The organism is Streptomyces sp. NPDC001617, from assembly GCF_053596855.1.
Genome location: NZ_JBSFHA010000004.1, coordinates 37,180 through 61,513, shown reverse-complemented (window position 1 = coordinate 61,513; position 24,334 = coordinate 37,180). Strand labels below are relative to the sequence as shown.

The following is a 24,334-nucleotide window of genomic DNA, read 5'->3' as shown; positions in this document are numbered from 1 at the left end:
CACTGGAGCCACCCACTGGGTAGGGAGGTGGCGTATGAAGACCTTCGGTCACTGGCTCGCCTCCCCGTGGCGCCGCTCGGCCCTCGCCGGGCTGGCCGGCGCCCTGCCCGTCTTCGCGTTCCCGGCGCCGTCGTTGTGGTGGTTCGCGTACGTCGCCCTCGTCCCGTGGATCGTGCTGATCCGCTCGGCGCCGACCGGGAAACGGGCGGCGTACGACGGCTGGTGCGGCGGCTTCGGGTACATGGTGGCGGTGCACCACTGGCTGCTGCCGAGCCTGAACGTGTTCATCTTCGTCCTCGCCGCGCTGCTGGGCGTGCTGTGGGCGCCCTGGGGCTGGCTGGTGCGCCGCTTCCTGGACGGGGTGCCCGGGCCCGGGCGGGGTCTTGCCGCCCTCCTCGTCCTGCCGTCGGGCTGGCTGATGGTCGAACTGGTGCGGTCCTGGCAGGGGCTGGGCGGGCCGTGGGGCGTGATCGGCTCCAGTCAGTGGCAGGTGGAGCCCGCGCTGCGGCTGGCCTCGGTCGGTGGGGTGTGGTTGCTGAGTTTCCTGGTGGTGGCCGTCAATGTCGCCCTCGCCGTGCTGGTGTCGGTCCGTGAGTCCCGGGTGCCGGCCGTCGCCGGCCTGGTCGCGACGGCCGCGGCCACCTCCGCGGCCTGGGTGTGGTCACCGCGCCCGGACACCGACGGCCGGGCACGGATAGCCGTGGTCCAGCCCGGCGTCATAGACGGCCCGAACCAGCGCTTCGACCGCGAGGAACAGCTCACCCGCGAACTCGCCGGGCGGAACCTCGACCTGATCGTCTGGGGCGAGAGCAGCGTCGGCTTCGACCTCGGCGACCGGCCCGATCTGGCCAAACGCATCGCCGCGCTCTCCCGGGAGACGAAGACCGACATCCTGGTCAACGTCGACGCCCGGCGCTCCGACAAGCCCGGCATCTACAAGAGCTCGATCCTGGTCGGCCCGGACGGCCCCACCGGCGACCGCTACGACAAGATGCGCCTGGTGCCCTTCGGCGAGTACATACCGGCCCGCAGGCTGCTCGGCTGGGCCACCTCCGTGGGCAAGGCGGCCGGCGAGGACCGCAGGCGCGGCACCGAACAGGTGATCATGAACGTCGGCCACGGCCTGCACGTCGGCCCGATGGTCTGCTTCGAGTCGGCGTTCCCCGACATGAGCCGCCATCTCGCCGAGGACGGCGCGGAGTTGCTGATAGCCCAGTCCGCGACCTCCACCTTCCAGCAGAGCTGGGCCCCCGAACAGCACGCTTCCCTCGCCGCCCTGCGGGCCGCCGAGACCGGCCGCCCGATGGTCCACGCGACGCTCACCGGCGTGTCGGCGGTGTACGGGGCGAGCGGGCAGCGGATCGGTTCCTGGCTGGGCACCGACGAAAGCGCTTCAGTGGTATATGACATACCACTGGCACACGGCCTGACACCGTACGTCCGCTACGGCGACTGGCCGGTGCACGGCGCCCTCGTGATCCTCGCGGTGTGGTGCGCGGCCGAGGGCGTACGGGCGTTCCGGCTCAGGCGGCCCGGTCCAGAACCGCACGTACCACCCGCTCGCACAGTTCGTGAGTCGCCAGTGCGTCCCGGGCGCTGAGCACCTTGCCCGCCCGCACGGCGTCCAGGAAGGCCAGCGTCGCCTGCTCGATGCCGCGCTGCCGGGCCACCGGCACCCAGTCACCGCGGCGGCGCACGGTCGGCTGCCCCTTGTGGTCGATTATCTCGGCGAGGTTGACCACCTGACGCTTGGTGTCCTGCCCGGACACCTCCAGGATCTCCTCGGCCGAGCCGCTGAGCCGGTTCATCACGCCGAGCGCGGTGAAGCCGTCCCCGGCCAGCTGGAGCACGACGTGGTGCAGCAGACCGTCCTCCACGCGCGCGCGTACCGTCACGTCGTCGATCGGCCCGGGCACCAGGAACCGCAGTGTGTCGACGACATGGATGAAGTCGTCGAGGATCATCGAGCGCGGCTCCTCCGGCAGCCCGATCCGGTTCTTCTGCATGAGGATCAGCTCGCGCGGATGGTCCGCGCACTGCACGTACCCGGGCGCGAAACGCCGGTTGAAGCCGACGGCGAGCGAGAGGTCGCGCTCCTCGGCGAGCGCCACCAGCCGCTCGGAGTCGGCGAGCCGATAGGCGAGCGGTTTGTCGACGTACGTCGGCACACCCGCCTCCAGCAGCCGCGTCACGATCTCGGGGTGCACAAGGGTGGGCGCGTGCACGAAGGCCGCGTCGAGGTCCTGGGCGAGGAGGGAGTCGAGGTCCCGGTGCCGCCGGCCGGCCGGGAGGTGGTGGCTGTCGCCGACCCGGTCGAGCGTGGCGGGGGTGCGGGTCTGCAGGTGCAGCTCGACTCCGGCCAGGCCGCCGAGCACCGGGAGGTAGGCCTTCTGCGCGATGTCGCCGAGTCCGATGCAGCCGACCTTCACGGGATGGTCTCCTCTCACGGTTGTCTGCCGGGGTCCTGCCGGAAGCATACGGCTGCTACGGGGGCCGCCGGTCGGCGATCGCACCGAAGCCGCGCAGGAGCAGCCCGGGGCACGGCCTGCGAGAGTGCGGCGCTCGCGGTGGGAAAATGCCGGGCGGGGACGGACGAGGTGGGCGAGGATGCGGGCATGACGACCGAACGCCGTGAACCCGCGACCGACGCCGGCGAACGCACCATGCTGGAGGGCTGGCTGGACTACCACCGGCAGACCCTGGCATGGAAGTGCGAGGGCCTGAGCGACGCCCAGTTGCGGACGGCCTCCGTGGAGCCGTCCTCGCTGTCCCTGATGGGGCTGGTGCGGCATCTGGCCGAGTGCGAGCGGGGCTGGTTCCGCAAGGTCCTCACGAACGACGACGCGGGTCCCCTCTACTACAGCGACGAGGACCCGGACGGCGAGTTCCACCTCACGGACGCGGACACCTGGGACGAGGCGTACACCACCTGGCAGGCCGAGATCGAGATCGCCCGGAGCAACGCGGCCCGCTTCGGCCTGGACGACCTCTCCGAAGGGAAGAGCCGGCGTACCGGCGAGCAGTTCAACCTGCGCTGGATCTACACCCACATGATCGAGGAGTACGCCCGCCACAACGGCCACGCCGACCTGCTGCGCGAGCGCATCGACGGTTCCACCGGCGACTGACGTCAGCCGGGCCGCGGCCGCGCCCTCCGTACGGGGGCAGAGATCACCCGTGTGGGGCATGATCCGCTTGTCCGCTGTCCTCCGGGGCGCCCGAGACGACATTCTTGCGCGGGTGCATCGAACAACGACCACCGCAACGCTCCTGGTCACCGTGGCTGTATCGGCCCTCACCGGCTGTGTGACCGTCCAGCGCCAACCCGTGCCCGGCTCGCCGCCGACGGCCCCCTCCCAGCTGTCGGCACCCCGCCCCGACGGTGAGGAGGAGCCGCAGATCATGCAGGCGCCGGCGCGGGAGGCACTGGAGATGATCGGCCCGTCCCGGCGGGCGGAGGCCGGGACGCCGAAGCAGCACCGAGCGGCCGCCGGCGTGCCGGCTCCGGCCGAGCGGCCGGCGGCGCCCCGCTCGCATCCGCGGCCGCATCCCCGCGCGCCGCATCCGGAGCACCGGCATCCGCAGCGGCCGCGGGTCGACATTCCGGACGGGACCAAGTCGGTTCCGAAGAGCGCGAAGGACGTGTGCGCGCTGGGCAGGCACTACGGGGGCTGGAAGGCGGAGAGTCCGGAGTCGGTCATCTGCAAGCAGGCGTACGGGCGTTGAGGCGACCGTACCCCCGTCAGGGCCGCTGTCTGGGCGGCCCCCACCATCCGTCCCCGTCGGCGTCCCGCTCCCCCAGGCCCGACTCCAGCCGGCTGATGGCCGCCCACACCCCGTCGCCGTAACGGTCGTCCCCGAGCGCCGCGGCGGCGGTCCGGGCCGAGCGCAGATGGGTGCGGGCGGCGCCGTCGCGGCCGAGTTTCACGTAGTCGGCGGCCAGGTTCACGTGCAGAGACGGATACAGCGCCCTTACCGCGAGGGCGTTCTCGTGCCCGTCGGAGCGCTCGTCGTTCAGTTCCTCGGCCGCCGTCAACGCCCTTAGGTCCCAGGCCAGTTCGTCGGACGGGTCGTCCTGGGTGTCGGCCATGTAGTGGGCCAGGGTGCAGCGGTGCAACGGGTCGCCGTGCTCGCCGATCTCCGCCCACAGCTGGAGGAAGCGGTGGCGGGCCTCTTCGCGGTCGCCGGCGTGGTGCAGGATGACGACCTGGCCGATGCGGGTCATGACGGCATCGAGTGCGGTCTGTTCTTGTTGGTCCGCCACGATGCCCTCCGGGGGTGTCGCCGGGTTTGTCCGCTTCGACGCTAATCCGCTCGGTTGGCTTTGCTGGTCAGGCCGCGCCGTCGTGGTGTGGGTCCGTGGTGGGCTGCGGGTCGGTGGGGGCTGGTCGTGCCCATGCGGCGGAGCCGCACAGTGACACGGCCCGGCGCTCCTGAAGGGGAACTGCCGGACCGTCGGCGGTTCGGTGCCGCCGCTGCCCCCACCGAAGATGCGTCAGCCCAGGTTCGGGATCGCCCAGTCGATCGGCTCGTGCCCCTGGGCCGCCACCGCCTCGTTGATCTGGGTGAAGGGGCGCGAGCCGAAGAACTTCTTCGCCGACAGGGGGGAGGGGTGTGCGCCCTTGACCACCGTGTGGCGGGTCTCGTCGATCAGGGGGAGCTTCTTCTGGGCGTAGTTGCCCCAGAGGACGAAGACCGCCGGGTCGGGGCGGTCGGCCACGGCGCGGATGACCGCGTCGGTGAACTTCTCCCACCCCTTGCCCTTGTGGGAGTTGGCCTCGCCGGAGCGGACCGTGAGGACCGCGTTGAGCAGGAGGACGCCCTGCTGGGCCCACGGCATGAGGTAGCCGTTGTCAGGGATGGGGGTGCCCAGCTCCTCGTGCATCTCCTTGTAGATGTTGCGGAGGGACGGGGGGATCTTGACGCCCTGGCGGACCGAGAAGCACAGGCCGTGGCCCTGGCCCTCGCCGTGGTACGGGTCCTGACCGAGGATCAGGACCTTCACCCGGTCGTACGGCGTCGCGTCCAGCGCGGCGAAGACCTCCTCGCGCGGCGGGTACACGGGACCCTTCGCCCGCTCCTCCTCGACGAACTCCGTCAGCTCCTTGAAGTAGGGCTGCTGCAGCTCGTCGCCCAGAACCCCGCGCCAGGACTCGGGCAGCATGGCGGTGTCGGTCACGTCAACGTCCTCATGTCGTGCGGTCACTTCCAGGTCTCAGAACCTACAGGCGACCACTGACAATGACCCTCCGCTCCCCCGACTCCGCCCGCTACCAGCTGGTCTTGCGGTACAGCTGCCACATCATCATGATCGTCGACGGATCGAGCGCCTGCTCCGCGCCGGAGATGTCGTCGCTGGCGGCCACGAACTGCTTGCCCTGCCACAGCGGCAGCAGCCGGGCGTCGCGGACGAGGATCTGCTGGGCCTGCTCGAAGTCCGAGACCACGTTGGCGCGGTCGCTCTCACTGCGTGAGCGGGGCAGCAGCACGCCGGTGATCTCGGGGGCCGGGTAGGGCGTGCCGAGCGCGTTCTGGTTGCCGACGAACGGCGCGATGAAGTTGTCGGCGTCCGGGAAGTCGGGGAACCAGCCGCGCCCGAACACGGGGTACTCGCCCTTCTGGTAGCCGGTGACGTACGTCTTCCAGGGGCGGCTCTTCAGGGTGATCGTGAAGAGGCCGGAGGCTTCCAGCTGGCGCTTGATCTCGGCGAACTCCAGTTTGGTGGAGGAGCCGTAGCGGTCGGTGGTGTACCAGAGGGTGAGCGGGACGCGCTGGGTGATGCCCGCGTCGGTGAGGATCTTGCGGGCCTTGGCGGTGCTGGGGTTGCCGAAGTCGTCGAAGAAGTCGGTGGTGTGGCCGGTCAGGCCCTTCGGGACCATCGAGTACAGGGGCTCGACGGTGTCCTTGTAGACCTTGTGGGCGATCGCCCCGCGGTCGACGACCTGGGCGACGGCCTTGCGTACGGCGGCCTTTCGGGCCCAGGAGTCCTTGGGGTTGAACACCAGGTAGTTGATCTCGATGCCGGCGCCCTCGACGAGCTGGAGATTGCCGTCCGCGTCATGCTTCTGCAGGTTGACGATGTCGTCGGCGTCCAGGCCCCGGAAGGCGACGTCGAGCGTGCCCTTCTTGAGGTCGGCGACCATGGGGGCCGACTCGCGGTAGTAGCGGATGGTCACCGCGTCGTTCTTGCGGTCGGCATAGCCCTTGTAGTTGTCGTTCTTGACGAGTTCGGCCCGCTTGCCGTCCTCGTACGACTGGAGCGTGTAGGGCCCGGAGCCGTAGACCTTGTCGTCCTTGCGGAGGGAGGAGGCCGGGTACTCCTCGGGGTCGACGATCGACATGGCGGGCGTGGCGAGCACGAACGGGAAGGTGGCGTCCGGCTTGTTGAGGTGGAAGACGACCGTCTTGTCACCCAGCGCCTGGACCCGGTCGAGGCTGCCGAGGAGGCCCGCGGGGCCGCCGTTGAGGTTGATCTTCCTGATGCGGTCGATCGAGTACTTGACCGCCTCGGCATCGAGCGTGTGCCCGTCGGAGAACTTCAGGCCGGAACGCAGCTCGCATCTGAACGTTCTGTTCGAGCTGTCCGTGAATCTGCACTTCTCCGCGGCGTCGGGCTGTGGGGTGGTCGCGCCGACGGGGTAGTTGAGGAGCGTTTGGTAAATATTGCGAAACAGCTCCCAGGACTGGTCCCAGGAAGCCGCGGGATCCAGGGTGCTGGGGGCACTGGTCGTCCCGACCGTGATCGGTCCCGTGTCGCCGGAGGAGTCCGACGAGAGGACTCCACAGCCGGTCACCAGGGACGATATGGACGCGATGGCCGCCATCTGACGCAGGCGTCGCTTCCGGTTGAACACGCGCTCGCTCCTCGATCCGCCGTACCAAGGGTCGGCAGACCATACCGCAGTGTCACCGAAGTTGAACCCCGGTCGAAAAGGGGCCTTGATCAGCTCGTTTATGACGACGTTGTCATTGGACTGTGCTCTTCCTGTGCAAGGACAAGGGCGCGATTTCCGTCAAGGAAATCGCGCCCTTGGGTGCCCGATCGTTACGATCGCAACCGTTGCGTCAGCCGACGCCGGCGTTCAGGAAGATGCCGCCGTCGACGACGAGCGTCTGGCCGGTGACCCAGTCGGACTGCTCGGAGGTGAGAAACGCGGCGGCGCCGCCGATGTCGGAGGGCACGCCGAGCCGGGCCAGTGGGTAGGCGGCGGCCGCCTCCGCCTCCCGGCCCTCGTACAGGGCCTTGGCGAACTGGGTCTTCACCACGGCCGGGGCGATCGCGTTGACCCGCACCTTGGGCGCGAACTCGTGCGCCAGCTGCTGGGTCAGGTTGATCAGCGCGGCCTTGCTGACGCCGTACGCGGCGATGAAGGGCGAGGGCGCGATGCCCGCGACGGACGCGATGTTGACGATCGCGCCGCCGTTGTCCTTCTGCCAGGCGTGCCAGGTCTTCTGGGCGAAGCCGAGCGCGGAGATCACGTTGGTCTCGAAGACCTTGCGGGCCACGTTCAGGTCGAGGTCGGCGATCGGTCCGAACACCGGGTTGGTGCCGGCGTTGTTGACCAGGTAGTCGACGCGGCCGAAGGCCTCCATGGTGCGCGCGACGACCTCGGTCTGGTGCTCCAGGTCGTGCGCCTTGCCGGCGATGCCGATGACGCGCTCGGCGCCGAGATTCTCGACGGCCTCCTTCAGGGCGTCCTCGTTGCGGCCGGTGATGGCCACACGGTCGCCGCGGGCGACGAGGGCCTCGGCGACGCCGTAGCCGATGCCTCGGCTGGCGCCCGTGACGATGGCGACCTTGCCGGAGAGTGCGGGCAGTTCAGTCATGAGGGGAGGTTCTCCTAGTCGAGCGGTCCGCCGGCGACGTACAGCACCTGGCCGGAGACGAATCCGGCCGCCTCGCCGGTGAAGAAGGCGATGGCGTTGGCGATGTCGTCCGGCTCGCCGACCCGGGCCACGGGGATCTGGGTGGCGGCCGCGGCCTTGAACTCCTCGAAGCCCATGCCCACGCGCGCGGCGGTGGCGGCGGTCATGTCGGTGGCGATGAAGCCGGGGGCGACGGCGTTGGCGGTGATGCCGAACTTGCCGAGCTCGATCGCGAGGGTCTTGGTGAAGCCCTGCAGACCGGCCTTGGCGGCCGAGTAGTTGGCCTGACCGCGGTTGCCGAGCGCGGAGGACGAGGACAGGTTGACCACCCGGCCGAAGCCGGCGTCGACCATGTGCTTCTGGACGGCCTTCGTCATCAGGAAGGAGCCGCGCAGGTGCACGTTCAGGACGGTGTCCCAGTCCGAGACGCTCATCTTGAACAGCAGGTTGTCGCGGAGCACGCCCGCGTTGTTGACGAGGATCGTCGGCGCGCCCAGCTCCTCGACCACGCGCGCGACGGCCGCCTCGACCTGGGCCTCGTCGGAGACGTCCGCGCCGACCGCGATCGCCCGGCCGCCCGCCGCGGTGATCTTCTCCACGGTGTCCTTGCAGGCGGCCTCGTCGAGGTCGATCACGGCGACCGCGCGGCCCTCCGCGGCCAGTCGTACGGCGGTCGCGGCCCCGATGCCGCGCGCTCCGCCGGTGACCACGGCAACCCGCTGCTCAGTGGTGGACATTGCTGCTTCTCCTCGCCCTCGAGAAAGTTCGCCCGCTTGAAGGTGCGTCCGTCCGACTCTACGCCCGCTGGGTGAGCGACCGCTTAGTACCTTCGGCAGACGTGACGCTAGAAGGCCTGGCACTCGGTGTCAACGGCACGCGCCACCGGTGTGATCCATTACCTCACGAGCAGGTCGAGCAACCGCTCGGTCTCGGCCGCCGGATCGGCGGTGAGCCCCGTGTGCACCGGTCCGGGCTGGACGACGGTGGAGCGGGGCGCGACGAGCCAGCGGAAGCGCCGTCCGGCGTCGTCCCCGGCGGCCTGTCCGGCCGTGTCTCCCCCACCGCAGACGCGCTCGACGGCCGCGAGGGCGGCCCGGACGCCGGCCACGTCCGCCTCCGGGTCCAGGGCGAGCAGCCGCGCCTCGTCGAGGTGGGTGCGGGCGCCGACGTAGCGCTTGCCGCGGCAGTAGACGAGCACGCCGGCGTTGATGCACTCGCCGCGCTCGACGCGGGGGACGACCCGCAGCAGGGCGTACTCGAAGACGTCCCGGTCGTTGGCCTCGCTGCCCCGGATGATGTGGCGTTCGACCACACTCCCGGCCATGTGAATGTGGCGCTCGCTCACGTGCCCTCCTCGATTCCGGTGATGCGCTCATGGACGGTCGCGGCGCGCGCGAGCAGCGGCCGGGCGTACGCCCGTCTGAGGTCGTCCGGGGCGTCGAAGCCGGGCTCGTCGGCCAGCCAGACGTCCGGGACCTCGGCGGTGACCTCGGCGAGGAGGTCCTCGGTGACGAGGGGGGCCAGCTCGGAGGCGGCTCGGGCGACATCCGGGGCGAAGCCCTTGAGGGCGTGATCCGAGGCGTCGTAGGGGCGGGCGGCGGACTTCTCGGCGCCGGGCCAGTTGTGGTGCCAGATCATGGTGGCGCCGTGGTCGATGAGCCACAGGTCGCCACGGACCATCAGCAGGTTGGGGTTGCGCCAGGAGCGGTCGACGTTGTTGATCAGCGCGTCGAACCAGACGATGCGCCCGGCCTCCTCGGGGCTCACCTCGAAGGCGAGCGGGTCGAAGCCGAGGGCGCCGGAGAGGAAGTCCATGCCGAGGTTGGTGCCGCCGCTGCCCCTGAGCAGGTCCTGCACCTGCTGCTCGGGTTCGCCGAGGCCCAGCACCGGGTCGAGGTCGATCGTCACCAGGCGGGGCATCCGGAAGCCGAGCCTCCGGGCCAGCTCTCCGCAGACGACCTCGGCGACCAGTGTCTTGCGGCCCTGTCCGGCGCCGGTGAACTTCATGACGTACGTACCGAAGTCGTCCGCCTCGACGAGCCCCGGCAGCGAGCCGCCCTCACGCAGGGGCGCGATGTAGCGGGTCGCGATGACTTCCTTGAGCATCGCCCCAGGTTACTGGCACGGTTTCCGGCCGACAGCGAAGCGACAGCTCTGGCTTACCCCGCCATGACCTTGAGCACGTTTAGATCTCGACTACGTCTGAACAACCCATGCGCGCAACCCGTACCCCTGTCCAGATCTACGAAGCTTGCAATGTCTTGCAATGAAGGGAACGTCAGCATGACGACCAGCGAATCGCTTCCCCCCACCGCGGCGCCCGGCCGCCGTACCGTCGTTGCGGCGGTCGGCGCGGCCGGACTCGCCGTCGCGCTGAGCGCGTGCGGATCGTCCGACGACAACTCCTCCTCCGACACCTCCAACACCCAGGCCGGCGCGAACGCCAGCAGCGGCGGCAGCGGCGGTTCCAGCGCGAGCAGCAGCGCCTCCTCCGGCACCGGCGGTGGCACGGCCCTGGCGAAGACCGCCGACATCCCCGAGGGGGGCGGCAAGATCTTCAAGGACCAGGCCGTCGTGGTCACGCAGCCGGCGTCGGGCACCTACAAGGCGTTCTCGACCAGGTGTCCGCACGCGGGCTGCGCGGTGAGCAGCATCGCCAACGGGGTCATCGTCTGCCCGTGCCACGGGAGCCAGTTCTCGGTCGAGGACGGCAGCGTGAAGAAGGGCCCGGCGACGACGGGTCTGACCGCCGAGAACGTGACCGTGAGCGGGGACTCGATCACGCTCGCGTGACCCGAGCGCGCCGGGGCCGCCCGAGGCAGCCCAGCACCTCGTCCGTGGTCGCGACCGTGGCGACCAACGCGAGGGTGTGACGGATCATCGCGGGGGTGTAGTCGGCAGGCACCCCCGCGATGGCGTCGGACGGCACGACGACGCTGTAGCCGCGGTTGACCGCGTCGAACACGGCGTTCGGGATCGCTACGTTCGCCGAGACTCCGGTGACGACCAGGGTGCGGCAGCCGAGGTTGCGCAGCAGCGCGTCGACGTCGGTGCCCTGGATCGGGGAGAGGCCGTGCAGTCGTCGTACGACGAAGTCCTCCTCGGACACCTCGATCGGGGCGGCCACGCGGACCGCCGTGGTGCCGGACAACTGCTGGACGGGCAGGCGTTCGGCGGCGCGGAAGAGGCGGGCGTTGCGGTTGGCGCCGCGGCCGTCGGGCCGCCGCTCGGCGATCGCGTGGACGACCTGGACACCGGTCTCGTGCGCGGTGGCCACCAACCGGGCGATGTTGGCGAGGGCACCCGACTGCCGTGCCTCGCGGGCGAGTTCGGGCAGGGCGCTGTCCGGGCCGACGACGCCCTGCTGGCATTCGACGGTGAGCAGCACGGTGGTCGCCGGGTCGAGGAGTTCACTGAGCTGTTCGTACGACGGCACGGTTTCCCCTCGTGGCTGCGGTCCGGAGCGGGCGAGCGTAGCGACCATTGCGTACGGACGGAAGACGACCCATCCTTTTCTGACGTGATGTCAGAGGATCACAGGAGTTCCTCTGACACGACGTGAGAGAAAGAGGGGGACACATGAGCGTCACTCAGCGCCGGGGCCGGAAGATCATGATGACGCCCGGCGAGCTGGACGAGTTCCTCGCCAGCCAGCGCACCTGCCGGGTCGCCACCGTGTCGAAGGACGGCGCTCCGCACGTCAGCACGCTGTGGTTCGCCTGGGACGGCAACTCGATGTGGCTGTACTCCGTGGTGCGCAGCAAGCGCTGGACCGACCTGCGCCGCGATCCGCGGGTCGCGATCGTCGTCGACACGGGTGAGGAGTACGACGAGTTGCGCGGCGTCGAACTGTCCGGGGCCGTCGAGTTCGTGGGCGAGTTCCCGCGCATCGGCGAGCTGTGTGCCGAACTCGACGTCCCTGAAACGCTGTTCGCCCGCAAGAACTTCAACCTGGAGGAGATGCCGCACGACGGCCGGCACGCGTGGGTACGGCTGACCCCGGACAAGATCGTGTCCTGGGACTTCCGCAAGCTGGGTCCCGCCTAGACCGCTGTGCGCCCCGCCTCCTGCAGCGCCTCCACCGCCGCCCGGATCGACGGGCGGCGGTCGGCGTCCGCGCGCCAGACGGCGTAGATCTGGCGCCGGACCGACTGGCGTACGGGCACGGTCCGCACGCCCTCCGGCACCGGACCGCGCCCGAGGCGCGGCGCCACGCAGACCCCCAACCCCGCGGCGACCAGGGCGAGTTGAGTGGGATGCTCCTCCGCGCGGTGGGCGACGCGCGGTTCGATGCCCTTGGAGCGGAGCGTGTGGATCAGCCACTCGTGGCAGAACTCGCTCTCGCCCCAGGTGATCCAGTCGTCGTCGGCGAAGTCCTCCAGGTCGACCTCGGCGCGGTGCGCGTAACGGTGGTCCGCGGGCATCGCGATGTCGGCCGTGTCGTCGAGGATGACCGCCTTGACGAGGCCGTCGGGCATCGGCAGCGGCCTGTTGTACCAGTCGAGGACGACGGCGAGGTCGAAGTCGCCGCGCATCACGGCCAGTACGGCGGGTTCGGGTTCCGTCTCGCGTGAGATGGCGCGCAGGCCCGGGTGCGCCTTGCGCAACTCCGAGAGCGCGGCCGGGAAGAGGCCGCGGGCGGCGGTCGGGAAGGCGGCGAGGCGGAGTTCGCCGACGACCTCGCCGCGGTGTGCCTCCAGGTCGGACTGGGCCAGCTCGACCTGGGAGAGGATGCGGGCGGCGTGCTCCGCGAGGAGCCGGCCCGCGTCGGTGAGGCGAACCCCCCGGCCGTTCTTGGCGAGGAGTTGCTGGCCGACCTCGCGCTCCAGCTTGGACAGCTGCTGGGAGACGGCCGACGTGGTGACATGCAGGCCCTCGGCCGCGCCGCTGACCGAGCCGTGGCGGGCCAGGGCGTCGAGGGTACGGAGGCGCTCCAGGTTCAACATGTAAGCAATACTACGAGATACCTGGAGGGAAACTCGATTGTGCTACGAGGTCGGGTGGGGGATCGTTGTGATCATGAGCAGCGTCACCGCGACCCGAGCCCCCGCACCGTCCGCCTCCGGCCGGCCCGTCCTCGACTGGCGTCTGCGCTTCGGCGCGCTCTCGCTGATCTGGGGCTTCAGCTTTCTGCTCATCAAGGTCGGCACGGAGGGGTATGCGCCGTTCCAGGTCACGCTGGGACGGCTGGTGTTCGGAACGGGGGTGCTCGCGCCGGCGATGGCCCTGAAGAGGGAGCGATTGCCTCGTGGGGTGCGGACGTGGGGGCATGTGGCCGTCGCCGCGTTTCTGTTGAACGCGCTGCCGTTCTCGTTGTTCGCGTATTCCGAGTTGACGATTCCGTCGACGCTGGCGGGGATCTGCAATGCGACCTCGCCGTTGTGGGGGATGGTTCTGTCGTTGGTCGCGCTGTCCGAGGATCGGCCCACTCGGGTTCGGGTCGCGGGTTTGGGGGTCGGGTTTCTGGGTGTGCTGACGGTTCTCGGGGCCTGGGAGGGGTTTCATGGGCTGGATGCGGCGGGGACGGGTATGGCGTTGCTGGCGTCGCTGAGTTATCCGGTCGGGTGGATCTATGTGCGTCGGACGTTGGCGGGGTCCAGCCACTCGCATCTGTCGTTGACCGGTGCGCAGTTGTTGTTGGCTACGGTGCAACTGGCCGTTGTCACACCGCTGTTCACATCGGTTCCGAGTCGCTTCCCTGTTGTGCCGCTGCTCGCGATCGCCGCGTTGGGGGCGCTGGGGACGGGGCTCGCTGTTCTGGTCCAGTACGGGTTGGTCGCCGAGGTCGGGCCGACCACGGCTCAGATGGTCACGTATTTCATTCCGGTGGTCGCAACCGCTGCGGGGGTTGCGATTCTCGGGGAGTCGTTGAGTTGGTCGACGCCGGTGGGGGCGGTTGTCGTGTTGGCCGGTGCGGCGCTTACGCAGGCGCGGGACGATGGTCGGCTGCGGGTTGGTCGTGGCTGGTCGCGCTCCCGCGGCGGCAGCCGCGCATTCGACACGGCCCCGCGCCCCTGAAGGAGTGTCAGTTCCCCTCTCCACATGGTCCCTGGTCGGCTATACATAGTTCCGGGTCGGCGATGGACCCAAAGCCTGGGCTACGGCGTACGCCAAAGGGGCTGCCTCTTCCGGTGCGAGGGTCGAAATCGTGATCCGAATACCGGAGGGGGCGCTCATCCTGAAACGGGCTCCGGGCGCCACCGCCCACCCGGCGTGCAGCAGCCGCGCCACCGCGCCGGTCTCGTCCGGGACCGGGATCCAGACGTTCAGGCCGCTTCGGCCATGGGCCTTCACTCCACGCTCTGCCAGCGCCGCGATGAGCAGGTCCCGGCGTTCCCGGTAGGTCCTCGCCACCGCCTCCGTGTCCAGCGCGCCGTCCGCCCACAGCCTCACCACCGCCCGCTGCGTGATGCGGCTGACCCAGCCCGGCCCCAGGCGATGGCGGCCGGAGACGCGGTCGACCGTGACCGCGTCTCCGGTGAGGACCGCCAGACGGAGGTCGGGGCCGTAGGCCTTGGCCACCGAGCGGACGAAGGCCCAGTGGTGGGTGGTCTCGGCCAGAGGGTGGAGGGGGAGGTCGACGATGCCGTGGCCGTGGTCGTCCTCGATCAGGAGGGTCTGGGGATGGTCACGGAGGACCGTGCGCAGGGCACGCGCGCGTGGAGCGGTCACCGCGGCGCCCGTCGGGTTCTGGGCGCGGTCCGTGACGATCAGGGCTCGGGCGCCGGATTCCAGCGCCCGTCGGACGTCTTCGGGGCATGGGCCCTCGTCGTCGACGCCCACCGGAGCCGTACGCAGCCCCAGCGCCGGGATCAGGTCGAGCAGGCTGCCCCAGCCGGGGTCCTCCACGGCGACCGTGTCGCCGGGCTTGAGATGGGCCGCCAGCACGCGCTCGATGGCGTCCAGCGAGCCGGACGCGACGGTCAGGGGGCCGTCCGGTACGCCGTCGGCATCCAGTCGGGCCCGTGCGATGCGCTCCAGCTCCGGCTCCACGAGGGCATCCCCGTACAGCACCGGCTCGCGGTCGCCCTGCTCTCCCGCCGCCGCGAACGCCTTCGCCAGTGACGGGAGCAGCGCGGGGTCGGGATTGCCGTTGGCCACGTCCCGTACGCCCTCCGGGACGTCCATCCGGATGTACTCGCGGCCGGTCGTGGCCGGCTTCGAGCGCACTCGGCTGCCCCGGCGGCCGGCGGTCTCGATCACCCCGCGCTCCCGCAGGATGCGGTACGCGGACGCGACCGTGTTCGGATTCACTTCCAGCTCGACCGCCAACTCCCGCATGGGTGGAAGCAGTTGACCCGGCTCAAGGTCGCCGGAACCCACCGCACGCTCGACGCTCGCCGCAATCTCCGCTGCGCGTCGCCCTTCGATCCGATATCCTCCTAGCACAAAGAAGATTATGCACTAGTGCAATCAACATCGCAAGACGCCGGACGCAGAGCCATGGAGACCCACATGCAGGGGACCGCCCAGCCCACCTCGCACACTGCCGCCTACACGCCGACCGACCGCACCGTGCCCACCCGCTCCGCGGACCGGGCGTCGTACGACAAGGAGCTGGTGCACTCGATACTCGACGAGGGGTTCGTCTGCCACCTGGGCTTCATGAGGGACGGTGCGCCGGTGGTGCTGCCCACCTTGTACGGGCGGGTGGGTGATCGGCTGTACGTGCACGGCTCCACCGGGTCGCGTCCGTTGCGGATGACCGGTCAGGCCGATCTGGGCCTTGCGGTGTGTCTGACGGTCACGCATGTCGATGCCCTGGTCCTGGCCCGTTCGGCCTTCCATCACTCGATCAACTACCGGTCCGTGGTGGTGCACGGTGTGGCCCACGATGTGACCGACCCCGAGGAGAAGCGGGCGGCGCTGGACGCGCTGGTCGACCATGTAGTGCCGGGGCGGGCGGCCGACTCGCGGCCCGCGAACAAGAAGGAGCTGGCCGCGACCGCGGTGATCCGGCTCGACCTGAACGAGGTCTCCGCCAAGCTCCGCACGGGCGGTGTGAACGACGACCCCGAGGACCTGTCCCTCCCCCACTGGGCGGGGGTCGTCCCGCTGCGCAAGGGGTACGAAGTCCCGGTCGCCGACGCTGACCTGGCCCCCGGTATCGAGGTTCCCGGCTATCTGGCGGTGCCGTGATGCTGATCCATCCGTGGGACGCGGCGCGCGACGACACCGAGTGGCAGGAGTGGCTCGGCACACATGACTTCGGCCAGCTCGCCGTCAACGGCCTGCCCGGCGAGGCACCGTTCGTGCAGCCGCTGCACTTCCTCCACGACGCCGAGCGCGGCGAGGTCCTCGCCCACCTCGCGCGGCCCAACCCGGTGTGGCCCGCACTGGAGGCCAACCCGGACGTGCTGCTGAGCGTGGTCGACGACTATGTGTACGCCCCCGGGTACTGGCAGGCCATGCCGGACGAGCCTGCCGAGCACGGGACGCCGACGAGCTACTACACGGCGGTCCAACTCCGTTGCCGCGCCCAGGTGGTGGACGATCCGGCGGAGAAGGCCGCGTTGCTCACCCTCATGCTGGGGCACTTCCAGCCGGAGGGCGGCTCGGCCGAAGTGGCGGTGGGCGAGGTGCCGTTCGGCAGGATGCTCTCCGGTCTGCGCGGGGTACGGCTCGAAGTCGTCGACGTACGGGCGAAGTTCAAGTACGCGGGGCGCAAGCCCGAGGTGCAGGAGCGGGTCGCGGAGGGGCTGGCCGAGCGGGGCGGTCCGCGTGATGCCGCCGCGCTCCGGCATCTGTCGCGCAGACGCGGGGCGTGACATCAACTCCCGTTCAGACGCAGATCATTGTGGAGAGGGGCCCTACGGGGGAGGGCCCCTCTCGTTTCGTTGTTACGCGCGCACCGGTTCCCGAGCCGCGCCGCGCGCCTCCGCGAGCGCCAGGCCCGCCACCGAGCCGAGCATCACCAGGGTGCCCAACAGGGTTGCCGCGGTGAGGTGTTCACCCAGCAGGACGACGGCCAGGACCGCCGCGCCGACCGGCTCCAGCAGCATGATCACGGACACGGTGGCCGAGCGGACCACCGCCGCGCCCGCGAAGTAGAGCGCGTAGGCGAGGGCCGTGGGGACGGCCGCGATGTACGCCAGCAGCCAGAGCGTGCGGACCGGGTCGGCGGTGTGCGGGACCAGGCCCTCGGACAGGGCGAAGGGCAGGAGGCAGAGCGCGGTCACCGCGAAGGCCCCTACGGACGTGTCCGAGGCGTCCGCCTCGCCGCGTCGGCCCCACCAGCGGGTGAGCAGGGTCAGCACGCAGTACCCGGCCGCGGACAACAGCGCGAGCAGCACACCCCACGGGCGTACGGCCGCGCCGCCACTGCCGAGGACGAGGATCGCGAGGCCGGCGAGCGCTCCGGCGACGGCGGCCACGCCACCCCGGCCGAGCCGCTCCCCCAGGGTGACGCGGGCACCGACGGCGATCAGCACCGGGCCGGCGCCGAGCGTCACCACCGTGCCCACGGCCAGGCCGGTGGCCTCCACGGCCGCGAAGTACGCCGTCTGGAACACGGCCAGCCCGACGCCGGTGACGACGGCACGCCAGGTCCTGCGGCCGAGCGGTCGGGTCACGCCGGGGCGGACGCGCGGGCGGCGCAGGAGGCGGGCGACGAGCAGCAGGACCAGGGCGATCGCGCAGCGCCAGAAGGAGAGGGCGATCGGGCCGAGGTCACTGGTCCGGTAGACCAGGGAGGCGGCCGCGCCCGCGGTGCCCCAGGCGGCACCGGCGACGATCAGACAGAGCAGGCCTCGCCCGACGGGCAGGCCGAAAGCAGCATTCGACACGAGTGTCTCCGCAGTGCAGAAGGTCGGAAGTGGTCCTGGACGACCAGGACCGTGGACTGCTTCTGCGGGCAGCACCGTTCAGCCCGGCAGACTGCCGGGCGTGGATTCCGGAGGGCCCGCCTCAGGCGGCGGGGGGCGGAAGAACGAGCGTCGAAGGCACGATCGGCAGACTAGGCGGAGGTTCCGCGGCGAGACAAATACCTTTCCGGGCCGCCGCCGGCCACCGGCTCCGGCGAGCCCTTCGCGGGTGCGGAGGACTGGGCGATGAACGCGCCCACCAGGACGACCACGCCACCGACGATCTGCGGCGCGGAGAGGTGCTCGCCGAGCAGCACCCAGGCCAGCACGGTCGCGACGACCGCTTCGAGACAGGCCACGACGCCCGCGACCTGCGGGGAGAGGCGACGGACCGACAGCACACCGGTGACGTAGGCGAGGACGGTGGCGACGAGCACGATCCAGCCCAGCAGGAGACCGGCGGCGACGGGAGTGCCGTTCATCCGCGCGGAGCCGGTCAGCACCGACCAGTCCATGGTCCAGGGGCGGGCCACGACGGTCAGGATCAGGGCACCGATGAGCAGGCCGTAGGCGATGACGCCGAGCGGGTCCGGGGCGTCGTCGCCGGCGTCGCTGCCCTGGTCGGACAGGACGAAGTAGCCGACCTGACAGCAGGCGGCGGCGAGCGCGAGCAGCAGGCCGAGTGCGTCGAAGCTCAACCCCGACCACACCTCGACGACGCAGGCGAGACCGCCGACGGCGAGGGCCACTCCGAGCGCGGCGGCCCGGGTCACCGGGCGTCGCTGCACGAACCGCACCCAGCCGAGGACGAGGGCGGGCGCGAGGTACTCCACGAGCAGCGCGACGCCGACGGGTATCCGGGATATCGCGCCGAAGTAGCAGGCCTGCACACCGGCGACGGCGAGCAGACCGAACCCGGCGAGCAGGGCGGGCCGTCGCCGCACGAGGGCCCGGTGCCGCACGGCCACCGGCAGCATCACCAGCGCCGCGCCGGTCACCCGCAGCCACACCACGTGCAGCGGGTCGAGGCCGGCCTCGATCAACGGCTTGGCCGCGACCCCGGACCCCCCGAAGGCCACGGCGGACAGCAGCGCAAGCCCGAGCCCGACGCCCTTGCCCGGCCCGCTCGTCCCACTCCGACTGCTCTCTGACGTCTGCACCGGCACATGATGACAGGCGATGACAGGAGCGTCACCCCCATTGGCACCTGTCTCACCGGCTGGACGGAGTGAGGTCGAAGCGTCGGGTGCTGGATGCCGAGGACTCACTGGCCGCACCGGGGAGCGCGGGCACGGCAGCAGCTGGGGCCGGGGCCGGCGGTCGACCGCCGGCCCCGGCGTGAGTGGAGCGGCGGGAACTCCCCCGGGCGCCGGACCCGGCCGACCGCCGCGCGTGCGGCAGCGGCTGGCCGATGGGCGGCCCCGACCGACGGCCGAAGCCACGCCCTTGGGCCGAACCGGCCCCGGCCGGTCTCCAGAACGTGCCCGGCGGCCGGAGCCGCCTCCACAGCCCGAACGGCGCCGCGGCGGCGGGCCGGACGGGACCCGGTGAGTCGCGGGCGCCTCAGCGTCCCGATGCGTCCCAGCGGTCCGACCATCCGGTCTCGGTCAGGGCGTCCTCGATCCGGGCGAGCACCTCGTGCGGGTCGATGCCGGCGCGGTCCAGGACCTCGACGGCCCGGGCCTGGCGGTCGAGGACGATCGCGGCGAGGAGGTCGACGCCGAGCGCCGCGTCGTCGCCTCGGGCTGCGGCGAGCGCGTGGGCGCACTCCATGGCGCCCGCGGCCAGCGGCGAGAAGCCGTCCGCCTCCGTCACCACGGGGACCGCGCCGGAGTCCTCGACCGAGCCCTGCCAGCGCAGGCCGTAGCCGATGCTGCGCTGGACGAGGTAGCCGAGCAGCCGGGCGATCTCGGGCCCCTCTCCGAAGACGGTGCGCGCCTCGGTGTCGTACTCGAGGAGCGAGTGCAGCAGATGAGCCGTGTCGATCTGCCGGTCCCCGTCGCGCAGCGCCCGACGGCGGGCACCGGAGACCACCGCTGCCAGCTCGGCACTGAGCCTGGCATCGTTGTCCTGACGGGGCCCCACGGCCTGCTCACCGACTTGCTGCCGGGGGATACGGGGTTGCACATCCCCCACCCCATCAGTCCCGCCGCCTCCCGTCATCCCCGAAGGGAAGCATTTCGGGGTCCCACACAGAGTGGACTCCGTACGCCGGAATCTCCTCCTTGCGGATGACATCAGGCCGCTTTACCCGGAGGGGCGCGCGCCCCCTTGCCGTGCGCCCGGCGCGCAACCGCAGCGCTCCGTCGCACGCCCAACAGGTGCCCGCCGACCTGTTCCGGGACGCCTGGCACTGCCACGACGGGGGCACCTTCGGCTCAGGCATCCACGACCGACCGGAACACTCACATTTTCTGACGGTTCATCAGTATTGAATGTTCCAGGCCCTGCGGCTACGTTCCGCGACACCACAGCCCGACACGAAGAGGTGGTCGCATGCCCGAAATCAGCGCGGAGGCACGGATCGAGGCGCCGGCCGAGAAGGTGTGGGCGCAGCTCACGGACTGGCCCGCGTACGGCGAGTGGAACGCCACCCACACCAGCTTTCCGCAGGGCGGTCCGACGGCACTCGAAGTGGGCGGGACCTTCCAGGAGAACATGAAGCTGATGGGCTTCCCGGCCGAGGTCGAGTGGACCATCGCGGAACTGGAACCGGCCCGGGTCTTCGTCATCAAGGGCAAGGGCCCGATGGCCGTGAGCCTGGCCACGCGCTACACCCTGACCCCCGACGGCGACGCCACGAAGGTCCGCATCGACGGCGAGTTCACGGGCGCCGCGGTCACGCTGATGGCGGGCAAGCTCAAGGACTCGGGGACCGCCGCCCTGAACGAGTCGCTGCGGAAACTCGCCGGGCTGGTGTCCTGACCACCGGACACGGGAAGGCGCCCCGCGGATCGCTCCACGGGGCGCCTTTTCGTACGGCGGGGAGGCCGCCGGTCCCGGTCAGTCCTCGTCTGCGAGGATCAGGTACAGCTTCTTGCGGGCCTCGTTGATGACGGTCAGCGCCTTCTCGCGCTGCTCCTTGCTGCCGGTCTTCCAGACCTGGCCGAAGGCCTCCATCAGACCGAAGCCGGCCTGCCGGATCTCACCGAGCGCCTCGAAGTCGATGCCGCGGGAGGCTTCCTCCCAGGGCGCGTCCGGGCCCTCGTCGGCCGCGGTGCGGCCGGAGTCGGTGAGCGAGAAGAGCTTCTTGCCGCCCTCGCTCGCGCTGGTGATCAGGCCCTCGTCCTCCAGTAGTTGGAGGGTGGGGTACACCGAGCCGGGACTGGGCTTCCACGCCCCGCCGCTGCGCTCGGCGATCTCCTGGATCATCTCGTAGCCGTGCATCGGCCGGTCCTTGAGCAGGGCGAGGATCGAGGCACGTACGTCACCACGCCGCGCCCTTCCCCTCGGTCCGCCACGCCCTCGTGGCCCCCAGGGCCCCGGACCGAATCCGGGTCCGCCGAAGCCGAAGCCCGGACCACCCGGGCCACCGCCGGGACCACCCGGCCCGAAGGGACCGAAGGCACCACGCCGACCTTCGAAACCACCCCGGCCACCACGAGGGCCAGGTCCACCGTGTCCACGTTCGAATCCATGGGAACGCATCGCAATCACTCCATTCCATCGTTGATCTGTCGCGATGCGTCAACGATATATCGGAATAGTTCGCATGGCAAGCCCCTGCCGGACAAGAGGGCCGTCCTGTCTCACGCTGCTGCCGGATGCGCCGCCATGCGACGGGCGGTCGCCGAGAACACCGAAGCGTCGTCGAGGACGATCGGATTCATCATCTGGCGGACGAAACAGATGGCAGACGGCCGGGTTCGCGTCATCGTCACCAACGGGCGCACCGTCCAGCAGGAGGCGAAGATCCGGAAGACCGGAAGCCGACATCGCTGCCGCCCACACGCTCGGCCTTCGAAGCGTGTGAGTGACGGACGGACGTGCCTGGACCCAGGACTCCTGCCAGCCCACCCTCATCGCTGAGGACGTCTCCCTGAGACGCCTGGGTGACCGAAAATCTCAGTTGATCCGGACCTTGGCGTGTGAATACTGGCTGTCGTCTCAGTTGATCCGGTGTGCTTCCGGCGTTTCGGATGGGACTAGCGGAAGAAGAGCCTCCGAGAGATGACCATGCACAACGACCAAGTGGACGTGACCACCGAAATCGTTGCGACCTTGATCCAGGAACAGTTCCCTCAGTGGAGCGGCAAGGCGATCCAACGCCTGTCGTCGACCGGGACCGTCAACGCCATCTTCCGCATCGGGAACGACCTCTCCGCGCGTTTTCCACTGCGTCTGGCCGATGCTGCCGAGGCGCTGGCGGTTCTGGAACAGGAAGCCCAGGCGAGCGCGGAGCTGGCACAGGTGTCTCGGTTCCCCGCCCCGCAACCCGTCGCCTTGGGAAAGCCTGGAGCGGGTTACCCCATGCCGTGGTCGGTCCAGACATGGCTGCCGGGAACGATCGCCTCTGATGCCGACCCGAGTGGGTCGGACGTTTTTGCCGAGGACCTTGCGGCCTTCATCGCAGTCCTGCGGGGCGCCGAGACGCGGGGTCGGCTTTTCAGCGGCGAAAGTCGTGGCGGCGTTCTCGCTCACCACGACGATTGGATGGCGAAGTGCTTCGAGGAGAGTGAAGGGCTGCTCGACGTGCCCCGGCTACGCCAGGTGTGGAGCCACTTTCGGGAGCTGCCACGCACGCAGGCCGACGTGATGAGCCACGGTGACTTGATTCCCGGCAATGTACTGGTCGCGGGAGACCGGCTCAGCGGCGTACTCGACACCGGCGGCTTCGGCCCGGCCGACCCCGCGCTGGATCTGGTCAGTGCCTGGCATCTGTTGCAGCCGGGCCCGCGGGAAGTGCTCCGGCGGACACTGGCCTGTGACGATCTGGAGTGGGAGCGCGGCAAGGCATGGGCGTTCGAACAGGCGATGGGCGTTGTCTGGTACTACGTCGAGAGCAATCCGACGATGAGCAGAATGGGGCGCCGGACACTCGACCGCATTCTGGAGTCGATGGAGTGACGTCGCCCCGATCGGAGGCCGTGACAAACCCCGGCCCGGCCGCCGCAAATCGAGGAGGGCCGGGACCTGTCCTCGATGAGCGGTGGCCGGGCCGACACCGCCTACCGGCTGCTGTCGGCCTGACGGCCCGGCCTCACTTCAGGTGCCGGCTGAAGAACCGGTCCCCGTCCTCCCGCTCGAACCACGGGGTGCCGAGGTGCCCGCCCAGATTGGCGTGCAGCGTCTTCTCCTTGGTGCCGAAGGCGTCGAACAGGTCCAAGGCCCGCTGCCGAGGGTTCCCTTCGTCGTCCCACTGCAGCAGGAGCAGCAGCGGAATGGTGACCTGCCGGGCCTCCTCGCGCTGGGCGCGGGGCACGTAACCCCCGGCGAAGAAACCGGCGGCCGCGATGCGCGGTTCGGCCACCGCCAGCCGAATGCCGAGGGCGGTCCACCCCGAGTACCCGACCGGGCCGCCGATCTCGCGCAGCGCGAGGAGGGCGTCCAGGGTGGTCCGCCATTCCGGGACCGCCCTTTCGACCAGCGGGCCGACGAAGGACTCGAAGATCTCGTCGACCGGCTCACCGGCCTGCATCGCCCGGCGGAGGTCGGCGCGGGCCTGCTCGTCGGCGGCGGAGCGGGGCCGGTCGCCGCACCCGACGGCGTCGATGGTGGCCACGGCGTAGCCGTACGCCGCGGTGTGCCGTGCCCGGGCCACCAGCCGGGCTTCCCTCTTGGGCAGGCCGTTGTTGTGGGCCATCAGGATCAGCGGGGCCGGTGCGGCGGATTCAGGCGTCCACAGGGTGCCGGGGATCTCGCCGAGGGTGAACTCGCGTTCGAGGACGCCGTCGTCGAGGCGCTGCTCGGAAGTGAATCGCATGGTCGTGCCTTTCGGGAGTGCTCGCGAACGGCGCTCCCGGACGACCTATCGCCCGACCGTGGCCCCGGAGGGGAGCACCCATGTCGATACTGCGTTCACGGGTACCACCTCCTCGTTCTCTCGCACGGCCTCCGGAAAAGTAGCAGTGGTCGCCGTGGTCCACCAACGGGTTTTCGCGGAGGCTCCGTGGCCGGATGCCGCAGAGCCACTGTGCCTCCGACTCGGCCGACAACTTCGTTGGGACAGGACAGTTACGGCCGCCTCAGGCTCGCAGCCGGTCGCCGATGACCGCGAAGTCCGCTTCGACAAGGCCGGTCATGGCATCGACGCGATGGAGGAGAGCGCCCGCTGGGTGGTGCGTCGTCACCCACGCGCGATCGAGGTCGGTGATCGAGTCGTCGACCCCAGATGAACGGGCGGCCTGCCGCGGCCCGGACGAGGGCTCGCGTCTTCCAGTTCAGCGCGCCGGCCTCGAACTCCTGCGGCACATCGGGCAGTTCGGCCACCGGCAGCTCCGGCAGCCTGAGCAGCGGAGCGATCACCGCATTGGCGTGCCCTTCGCGGCGGCGTGGAAGACCAGCGGACCGAGCCACTTGATGGAGGCGATGACGTCGATGCCCTGCCACCGGGAGGCCACGCCCCACTTGGTAGTTCGTCGCCATCGACGCCACCCACTCCCAGACCGAAGGCCTCGCTCTGGCCCCGAAGAACCTGCACAGCGCGGCGGCCGGACCGTAAGCCG

General features: G+C 70.3%; 26 protein-coding genes. 10 read left to right on the top strand and 16 right to left on the bottom strand.

Features of this window, described 5'->3' with window-relative positions; genetic code table 11:
- Positions 1–34: 34 nt before the first annotated feature.
- Positions 35–1,600 (top strand): apolipoprotein N-acyltransferase, encoded by a 1,566-nt coding sequence (gene lnt, locus ACWC09_RS04490; protein WP_450848408.1) that lies wholly within the window; start codon positions 35–37, stop codon positions 1,598–1,600.
- On the opposite strand, the gene ACWC09_RS04485 is transcribed toward lnt, so the two are convergent.
- Positions 1,524–2,429: a Gfo/Idh/MocA family protein gene (locus tag ACWC09_RS04485; protein WP_450848406.1), complete on the bottom strand. Its 906-nt coding sequence runs from the start codon at positions 2,427–2,429 to the stop codon at positions 1,524–1,526. The two genes, lnt and ACWC09_RS04485, sit on opposite strands and share 77 nt — an antisense overlap.
- A gap of 186 nt (positions 2,430–2,615) precedes the next feature.
- Here ACWC09_RS04485 and ACWC09_RS04480 point away from each other — a divergent pair, with 186 nt between their 5' ends.
- Positions 2,616–3,128, top strand: a complete 513-nt coding sequence (locus ACWC09_RS04480) for a DinB family protein (protein ID WP_450848404.1) — start codon at positions 2,616–2,618, stop codon at positions 3,126–3,128.
- 112 nt (positions 3,129–3,240) lie between these two features.
- Complete coding sequence (locus tag ACWC09_RS04475; protein ID WP_450848402.1) at positions 3,241–3,726, top strand: hypothetical protein; 486 nt, start codon at positions 3,241–3,243, stop codon at positions 3,724–3,726.
- Positions 3,727–3,742: 16 nt separating this feature from the next.
- Here ACWC09_RS04475 and ACWC09_RS04470 read toward each other — a convergent pair whose 3' ends face one another.
- The 7 genes from ACWC09_RS04470 to ACWC09_RS04440 all read right to left on the bottom strand — a co-directional run bounded on the left by ACWC09_RS04470 (position 3,743) and on the right by ACWC09_RS04440 (position 9,972).
- Positions 3,743–4,264 (bottom strand): hypothetical protein, encoded by a 522-nt coding sequence (locus ACWC09_RS04470; protein WP_450848400.1) that lies wholly within the window; start codon positions 4,262–4,264, stop codon positions 3,743–3,745.
- Between the two features lie 231 nt (positions 4,265–4,495).
- A complete protein-coding gene (gene ung, locus ACWC09_RS04465; protein ID WP_450848398.1) occupies positions 4,496–5,179 on the bottom strand; it encodes a uracil-DNA glycosylase in 684 nt (227 codons plus the stop codon).
- A 91-nt stretch (positions 5,180–5,270) separates the two neighbouring features.
- Complete coding sequence (locus ACWC09_RS04460) at positions 5,271–6,854, bottom strand: ABC transporter substrate-binding protein (protein WP_450848396.1); 1,584 nt, start codon at positions 6,852–6,854, stop codon at positions 5,271–5,273.
- 211 nt (positions 6,855–7,065) lie between these two features.
- Positions 7,066–7,827 (bottom strand): SDR family oxidoreductase, encoded by a 762-nt coding sequence (locus ACWC09_RS04455; protein WP_450848394.1) that lies wholly within the window; start codon positions 7,825–7,827, stop codon positions 7,066–7,068.
- A gap of 14 nt (positions 7,828–7,841) precedes the next feature.
- On the bottom strand, positions 7,842–8,603 hold the full coding sequence (fabG, locus tag ACWC09_RS04450) for a 3-oxoacyl-ACP reductase FabG (RefSeq protein ID WP_450848392.1): 762 nt from the start codon (positions 8,601–8,603) through the stop codon (positions 7,842–7,844).
- 158 nt (positions 8,604–8,761) lie between these two features.
- Positions 8,762–9,211, bottom strand: a complete 450-nt coding sequence (locus ACWC09_RS04445) for a DUF3037 domain-containing protein (RefSeq protein ID WP_450848390.1) — start codon at positions 9,209–9,211, stop codon at positions 8,762–8,764.
- A complete protein-coding gene (locus tag ACWC09_RS04440) occupies positions 9,208–9,972 on the bottom strand; it encodes a HipA family kinase (RefSeq protein WP_450848389.1) in 765 nt (254 codons plus the stop codon). The genes ACWC09_RS04445 and ACWC09_RS04440 overlap by 4 nt, the downstream gene beginning before the upstream one ends.
- Positions 9,973–10,149: 177 nt before the next feature.
- Between ACWC09_RS04440 and ACWC09_RS04435 the strand changes: the two genes are divergently transcribed.
- Positions 10,150–10,659, top strand: a complete 510-nt coding sequence (locus tag ACWC09_RS04435; protein ID WP_450848387.1) for a Rieske (2Fe-2S) protein — start codon at positions 10,150–10,152, stop codon at positions 10,657–10,659.
- On the opposite strand, the gene ACWC09_RS04430 is transcribed toward ACWC09_RS04435, so the two are convergent.
- A complete protein-coding gene (locus ACWC09_RS04430; protein ID WP_450848385.1) occupies positions 10,646–11,302 on the bottom strand; it encodes a cysteine hydrolase in 657 nt (218 codons plus the stop codon). The genes ACWC09_RS04435 and ACWC09_RS04430 overlap by 14 nt on opposite strands.
- A 143-nt stretch (positions 11,303–11,445) precedes the next feature.
- Here ACWC09_RS04430 and ACWC09_RS04425 point away from each other — a divergent pair, with 143 nt between their 5' ends.
- A complete protein-coding gene (locus ACWC09_RS04425; protein ID WP_450848383.1) occupies positions 11,446–11,913 on the top strand; it encodes a pyridoxamine 5'-phosphate oxidase family protein in 468 nt (155 codons plus the stop codon).
- Here ACWC09_RS04425 and ACWC09_RS04420 read toward each other — a convergent pair.
- On the bottom strand, positions 11,910–12,812 hold the full coding sequence (locus ACWC09_RS04420; RefSeq protein ID WP_450848381.1) for a LysR family transcriptional regulator: 903 nt from the start codon (positions 12,810–12,812) through the stop codon (positions 11,910–11,912). The two genes, ACWC09_RS04425 and ACWC09_RS04420, sit on opposite strands and share 4 nt — an antisense overlap.
- Before the next feature lie 73 nt (positions 12,813–12,885).
- On the opposite strand from ACWC09_RS04420, the gene ACWC09_RS04415 reads away from it, so the two are divergent.
- Positions 12,886–13,884, top strand: coding sequence for a DMT family transporter (locus tag ACWC09_RS04415; RefSeq protein WP_450848379.1), 999 nt, complete (start codon positions 12,886–12,888; stop codon positions 13,882–13,884).
- A gap of 39 nt (positions 13,885–13,923) precedes the next feature.
- Here ACWC09_RS04415 and ACWC09_RS04410 read toward each other — a convergent pair whose 3' ends face one another.
- Positions 13,924–15,255: an aminotransferase class I/II-fold pyridoxal phosphate-dependent enzyme gene (locus ACWC09_RS04410; protein ID WP_450848377.1), complete on the bottom strand. Its 1,332-nt coding sequence runs from the start codon at positions 15,253–15,255 to the stop codon at positions 13,924–13,926.
- A gap of 66 nt (positions 15,256–15,321) precedes the next feature.
- Here ACWC09_RS04410 and ACWC09_RS04405 point away from each other — a divergent pair, with 66 nt between their 5' ends.
- Positions 15,322–16,005 carry a pyridoxamine 5'-phosphate oxidase family protein gene (locus tag ACWC09_RS04405; protein WP_450848375.1) on the top strand — a complete coding sequence of 228 codons (684 nt, stop codon included), beginning with the start codon at positions 15,322–15,324 and terminating at the stop codon, positions 16,003–16,005.
- Entirely contained in the window at positions 16,005–16,634 is a 630-nt protein-coding gene (locus ACWC09_RS04400; protein ID WP_450848373.1) for an FMN-binding negative transcriptional regulator, read from the top strand. The genes ACWC09_RS04405 and ACWC09_RS04400 overlap by 1 nt, the downstream gene beginning before the upstream one ends.
- 72 nt (positions 16,635–16,706) lie before the next feature.
- On the opposite strand, the gene ACWC09_RS04395 is transcribed toward ACWC09_RS04400, so the two are convergent.
- The 3 genes from ACWC09_RS04395 to ACWC09_RS04385 form a co-directional block, all read right to left on the bottom strand.
- Positions 16,707–17,651, bottom strand: coding sequence for a DMT family transporter (locus ACWC09_RS04395; RefSeq protein WP_450848371.1), 945 nt, complete (start codon positions 17,649–17,651; stop codon positions 16,707–16,709).
- A gap of 170 nt (positions 17,652–17,821) precedes the next feature.
- Entirely contained in the window at positions 17,822–18,835 is a 1,014-nt protein-coding gene (locus tag ACWC09_RS04390; protein ID WP_450848370.1) for an EamA family transporter, read from the bottom strand.
- A gap of 397 nt (positions 18,836–19,232) precedes the next feature.
- Entirely contained in the window at positions 19,233–19,796 is a 564-nt protein-coding gene (locus ACWC09_RS04385; protein ID WP_450848368.1) for a Clp protease N-terminal domain-containing protein, read from the bottom strand.
- A gap of 369 nt (positions 19,797–20,165) precedes the next feature.
- Here ACWC09_RS04385 and ACWC09_RS04380 point away from each other — a divergent pair, with 369 nt between their 5' ends.
- Positions 20,166–20,594 carry a type II toxin-antitoxin system Rv0910 family toxin gene (locus ACWC09_RS04380; RefSeq protein ID WP_450848366.1) on the top strand — a complete coding sequence of 143 codons (429 nt, stop codon included), beginning with the start codon at positions 20,166–20,168 and terminating at the stop codon, positions 20,592–20,594.
- Positions 20,595–20,672: 78 nt separating this feature from the next.
- Here ACWC09_RS04380 and ACWC09_RS04375 read toward each other — a convergent pair whose 3' ends face one another.
- Positions 20,673–21,317, bottom strand: a complete 645-nt coding sequence (locus ACWC09_RS04375) for a PadR family transcriptional regulator (protein WP_450848364.1) — start codon at positions 21,315–21,317, stop codon at positions 20,673–20,675.
- A 522-nt stretch (positions 21,318–21,839) separates the two neighbouring features.
- On the opposite strand from ACWC09_RS04375, the gene ACWC09_RS04370 reads away from it, so the two are divergent.
- On the top strand, positions 21,840–22,736 hold the full coding sequence (locus tag ACWC09_RS04370) for an aminoglycoside phosphotransferase family protein (RefSeq protein WP_450848362.1): 897 nt from the start codon (positions 21,840–21,842) through the stop codon (positions 22,734–22,736).
- A gap of 133 nt (positions 22,737–22,869) precedes the next feature.
- Here the strand turns inward: ACWC09_RS04370 and ACWC09_RS04365 are convergent, their stop codons facing one another.
- Positions 22,870–23,592: a dienelactone hydrolase family protein gene (locus ACWC09_RS04365; protein ID WP_450848360.1), complete on the bottom strand. Its 723-nt coding sequence runs from the start codon at positions 23,590–23,592 to the stop codon at positions 22,870–22,872.
- Positions 23,593–24,334 lie beyond the last annotated feature (742 nt).

What these genes read in the sequence shown, in the direction of transcription:
- lnt (WP_450848408.1), top strand. Translation starts at nt 35, where the DNA reads ATGAAGACCTTCGGTCACTGGCTCGCCTCCCCGTGGCGCCGCTCGGCC.
- ACWC09_RS04480 (WP_450848404.1), top strand. Translation starts at nt 2,616, where the DNA reads ATGACGACCGAACGCCGTGAACCCGCGACCGACGCCGGCGAACGCACC.
- ACWC09_RS04455 (WP_450848394.1), bottom strand. Translation starts at nt 7,827, where the DNA reads ATGACTGAACTGCCCGCACTCTCCGGCAAGGTCGCCATCGTCACGGGC.
- fabG (WP_450848392.1), bottom strand. Translation starts at nt 8,603, where the DNA reads ATGTCCACCACTGAGCAGCGGGTTGCCGTGGTCACCGGCGGAGCGCGC.
- ACWC09_RS04440 (WP_450848389.1), bottom strand. Translation starts at nt 9,972, where the DNA reads ATGCTCAAGGAAGTCATCGCGACCCGCTACATCGCGCCCCTGCGTGAG.
- ACWC09_RS04435 (WP_450848387.1), top strand. Translation starts at nt 10,150, where the DNA reads ATGACGACCAGCGAATCGCTTCCCCCCACCGCGGCGCCCGGCCGCCGT.
- ACWC09_RS04425 (WP_450848383.1), top strand. Translation starts at nt 11,446, where the DNA reads ATGAGCGTCACTCAGCGCCGGGGCCGGAAGATCATGATGACGCCCGGC.
- ACWC09_RS04420 (WP_450848381.1), bottom strand. Translation starts at nt 12,812, where the DNA reads ATGTTGAACCTGGAGCGCCTCCGTACCCTCGACGCCCTGGCCCGCCAC.
- ACWC09_RS04415 (WP_450848379.1), top strand. Translation starts at nt 12,886, where the DNA reads ATGAGCAGCGTCACCGCGACCCGAGCCCCCGCACCGTCCGCCTCCGGC.
- ACWC09_RS04405 (WP_450848375.1), top strand. Translation starts at nt 15,322, where the DNA reads ATGCAGGGGACCGCCCAGCCCACCTCGCACACTGCCGCCTACACGCCG.
- ACWC09_RS04400 (WP_450848373.1), top strand. Translation starts at nt 16,005, where the DNA reads ATGCTGATCCATCCGTGGGACGCGGCGCGCGACGACACCGAGTGGCAG.
- ACWC09_RS04380 (WP_450848366.1), top strand. Translation starts at nt 20,166, where the DNA reads ATGCCCGAAATCAGCGCGGAGGCACGGATCGAGGCGCCGGCCGAGAAG.
- ACWC09_RS04375 (WP_450848364.1), bottom strand. Translation starts at nt 21,317, where the DNA reads ATGCGTTCCCATGGATTCGAACGTGGACACGGTGGACCTGGCCCTCGT.
- ACWC09_RS04370 (WP_450848362.1), top strand. Translation starts at nt 21,840, where the DNA reads ATGACCATGCACAACGACCAAGTGGACGTGACCACCGAAATCGTTGCG.
- ACWC09_RS04365 (WP_450848360.1), bottom strand. Translation starts at nt 23,592, where the DNA reads ATGCGATTCACTTCCGAGCAGCGCCTCGACGACGGCGTCCTCGAACGC.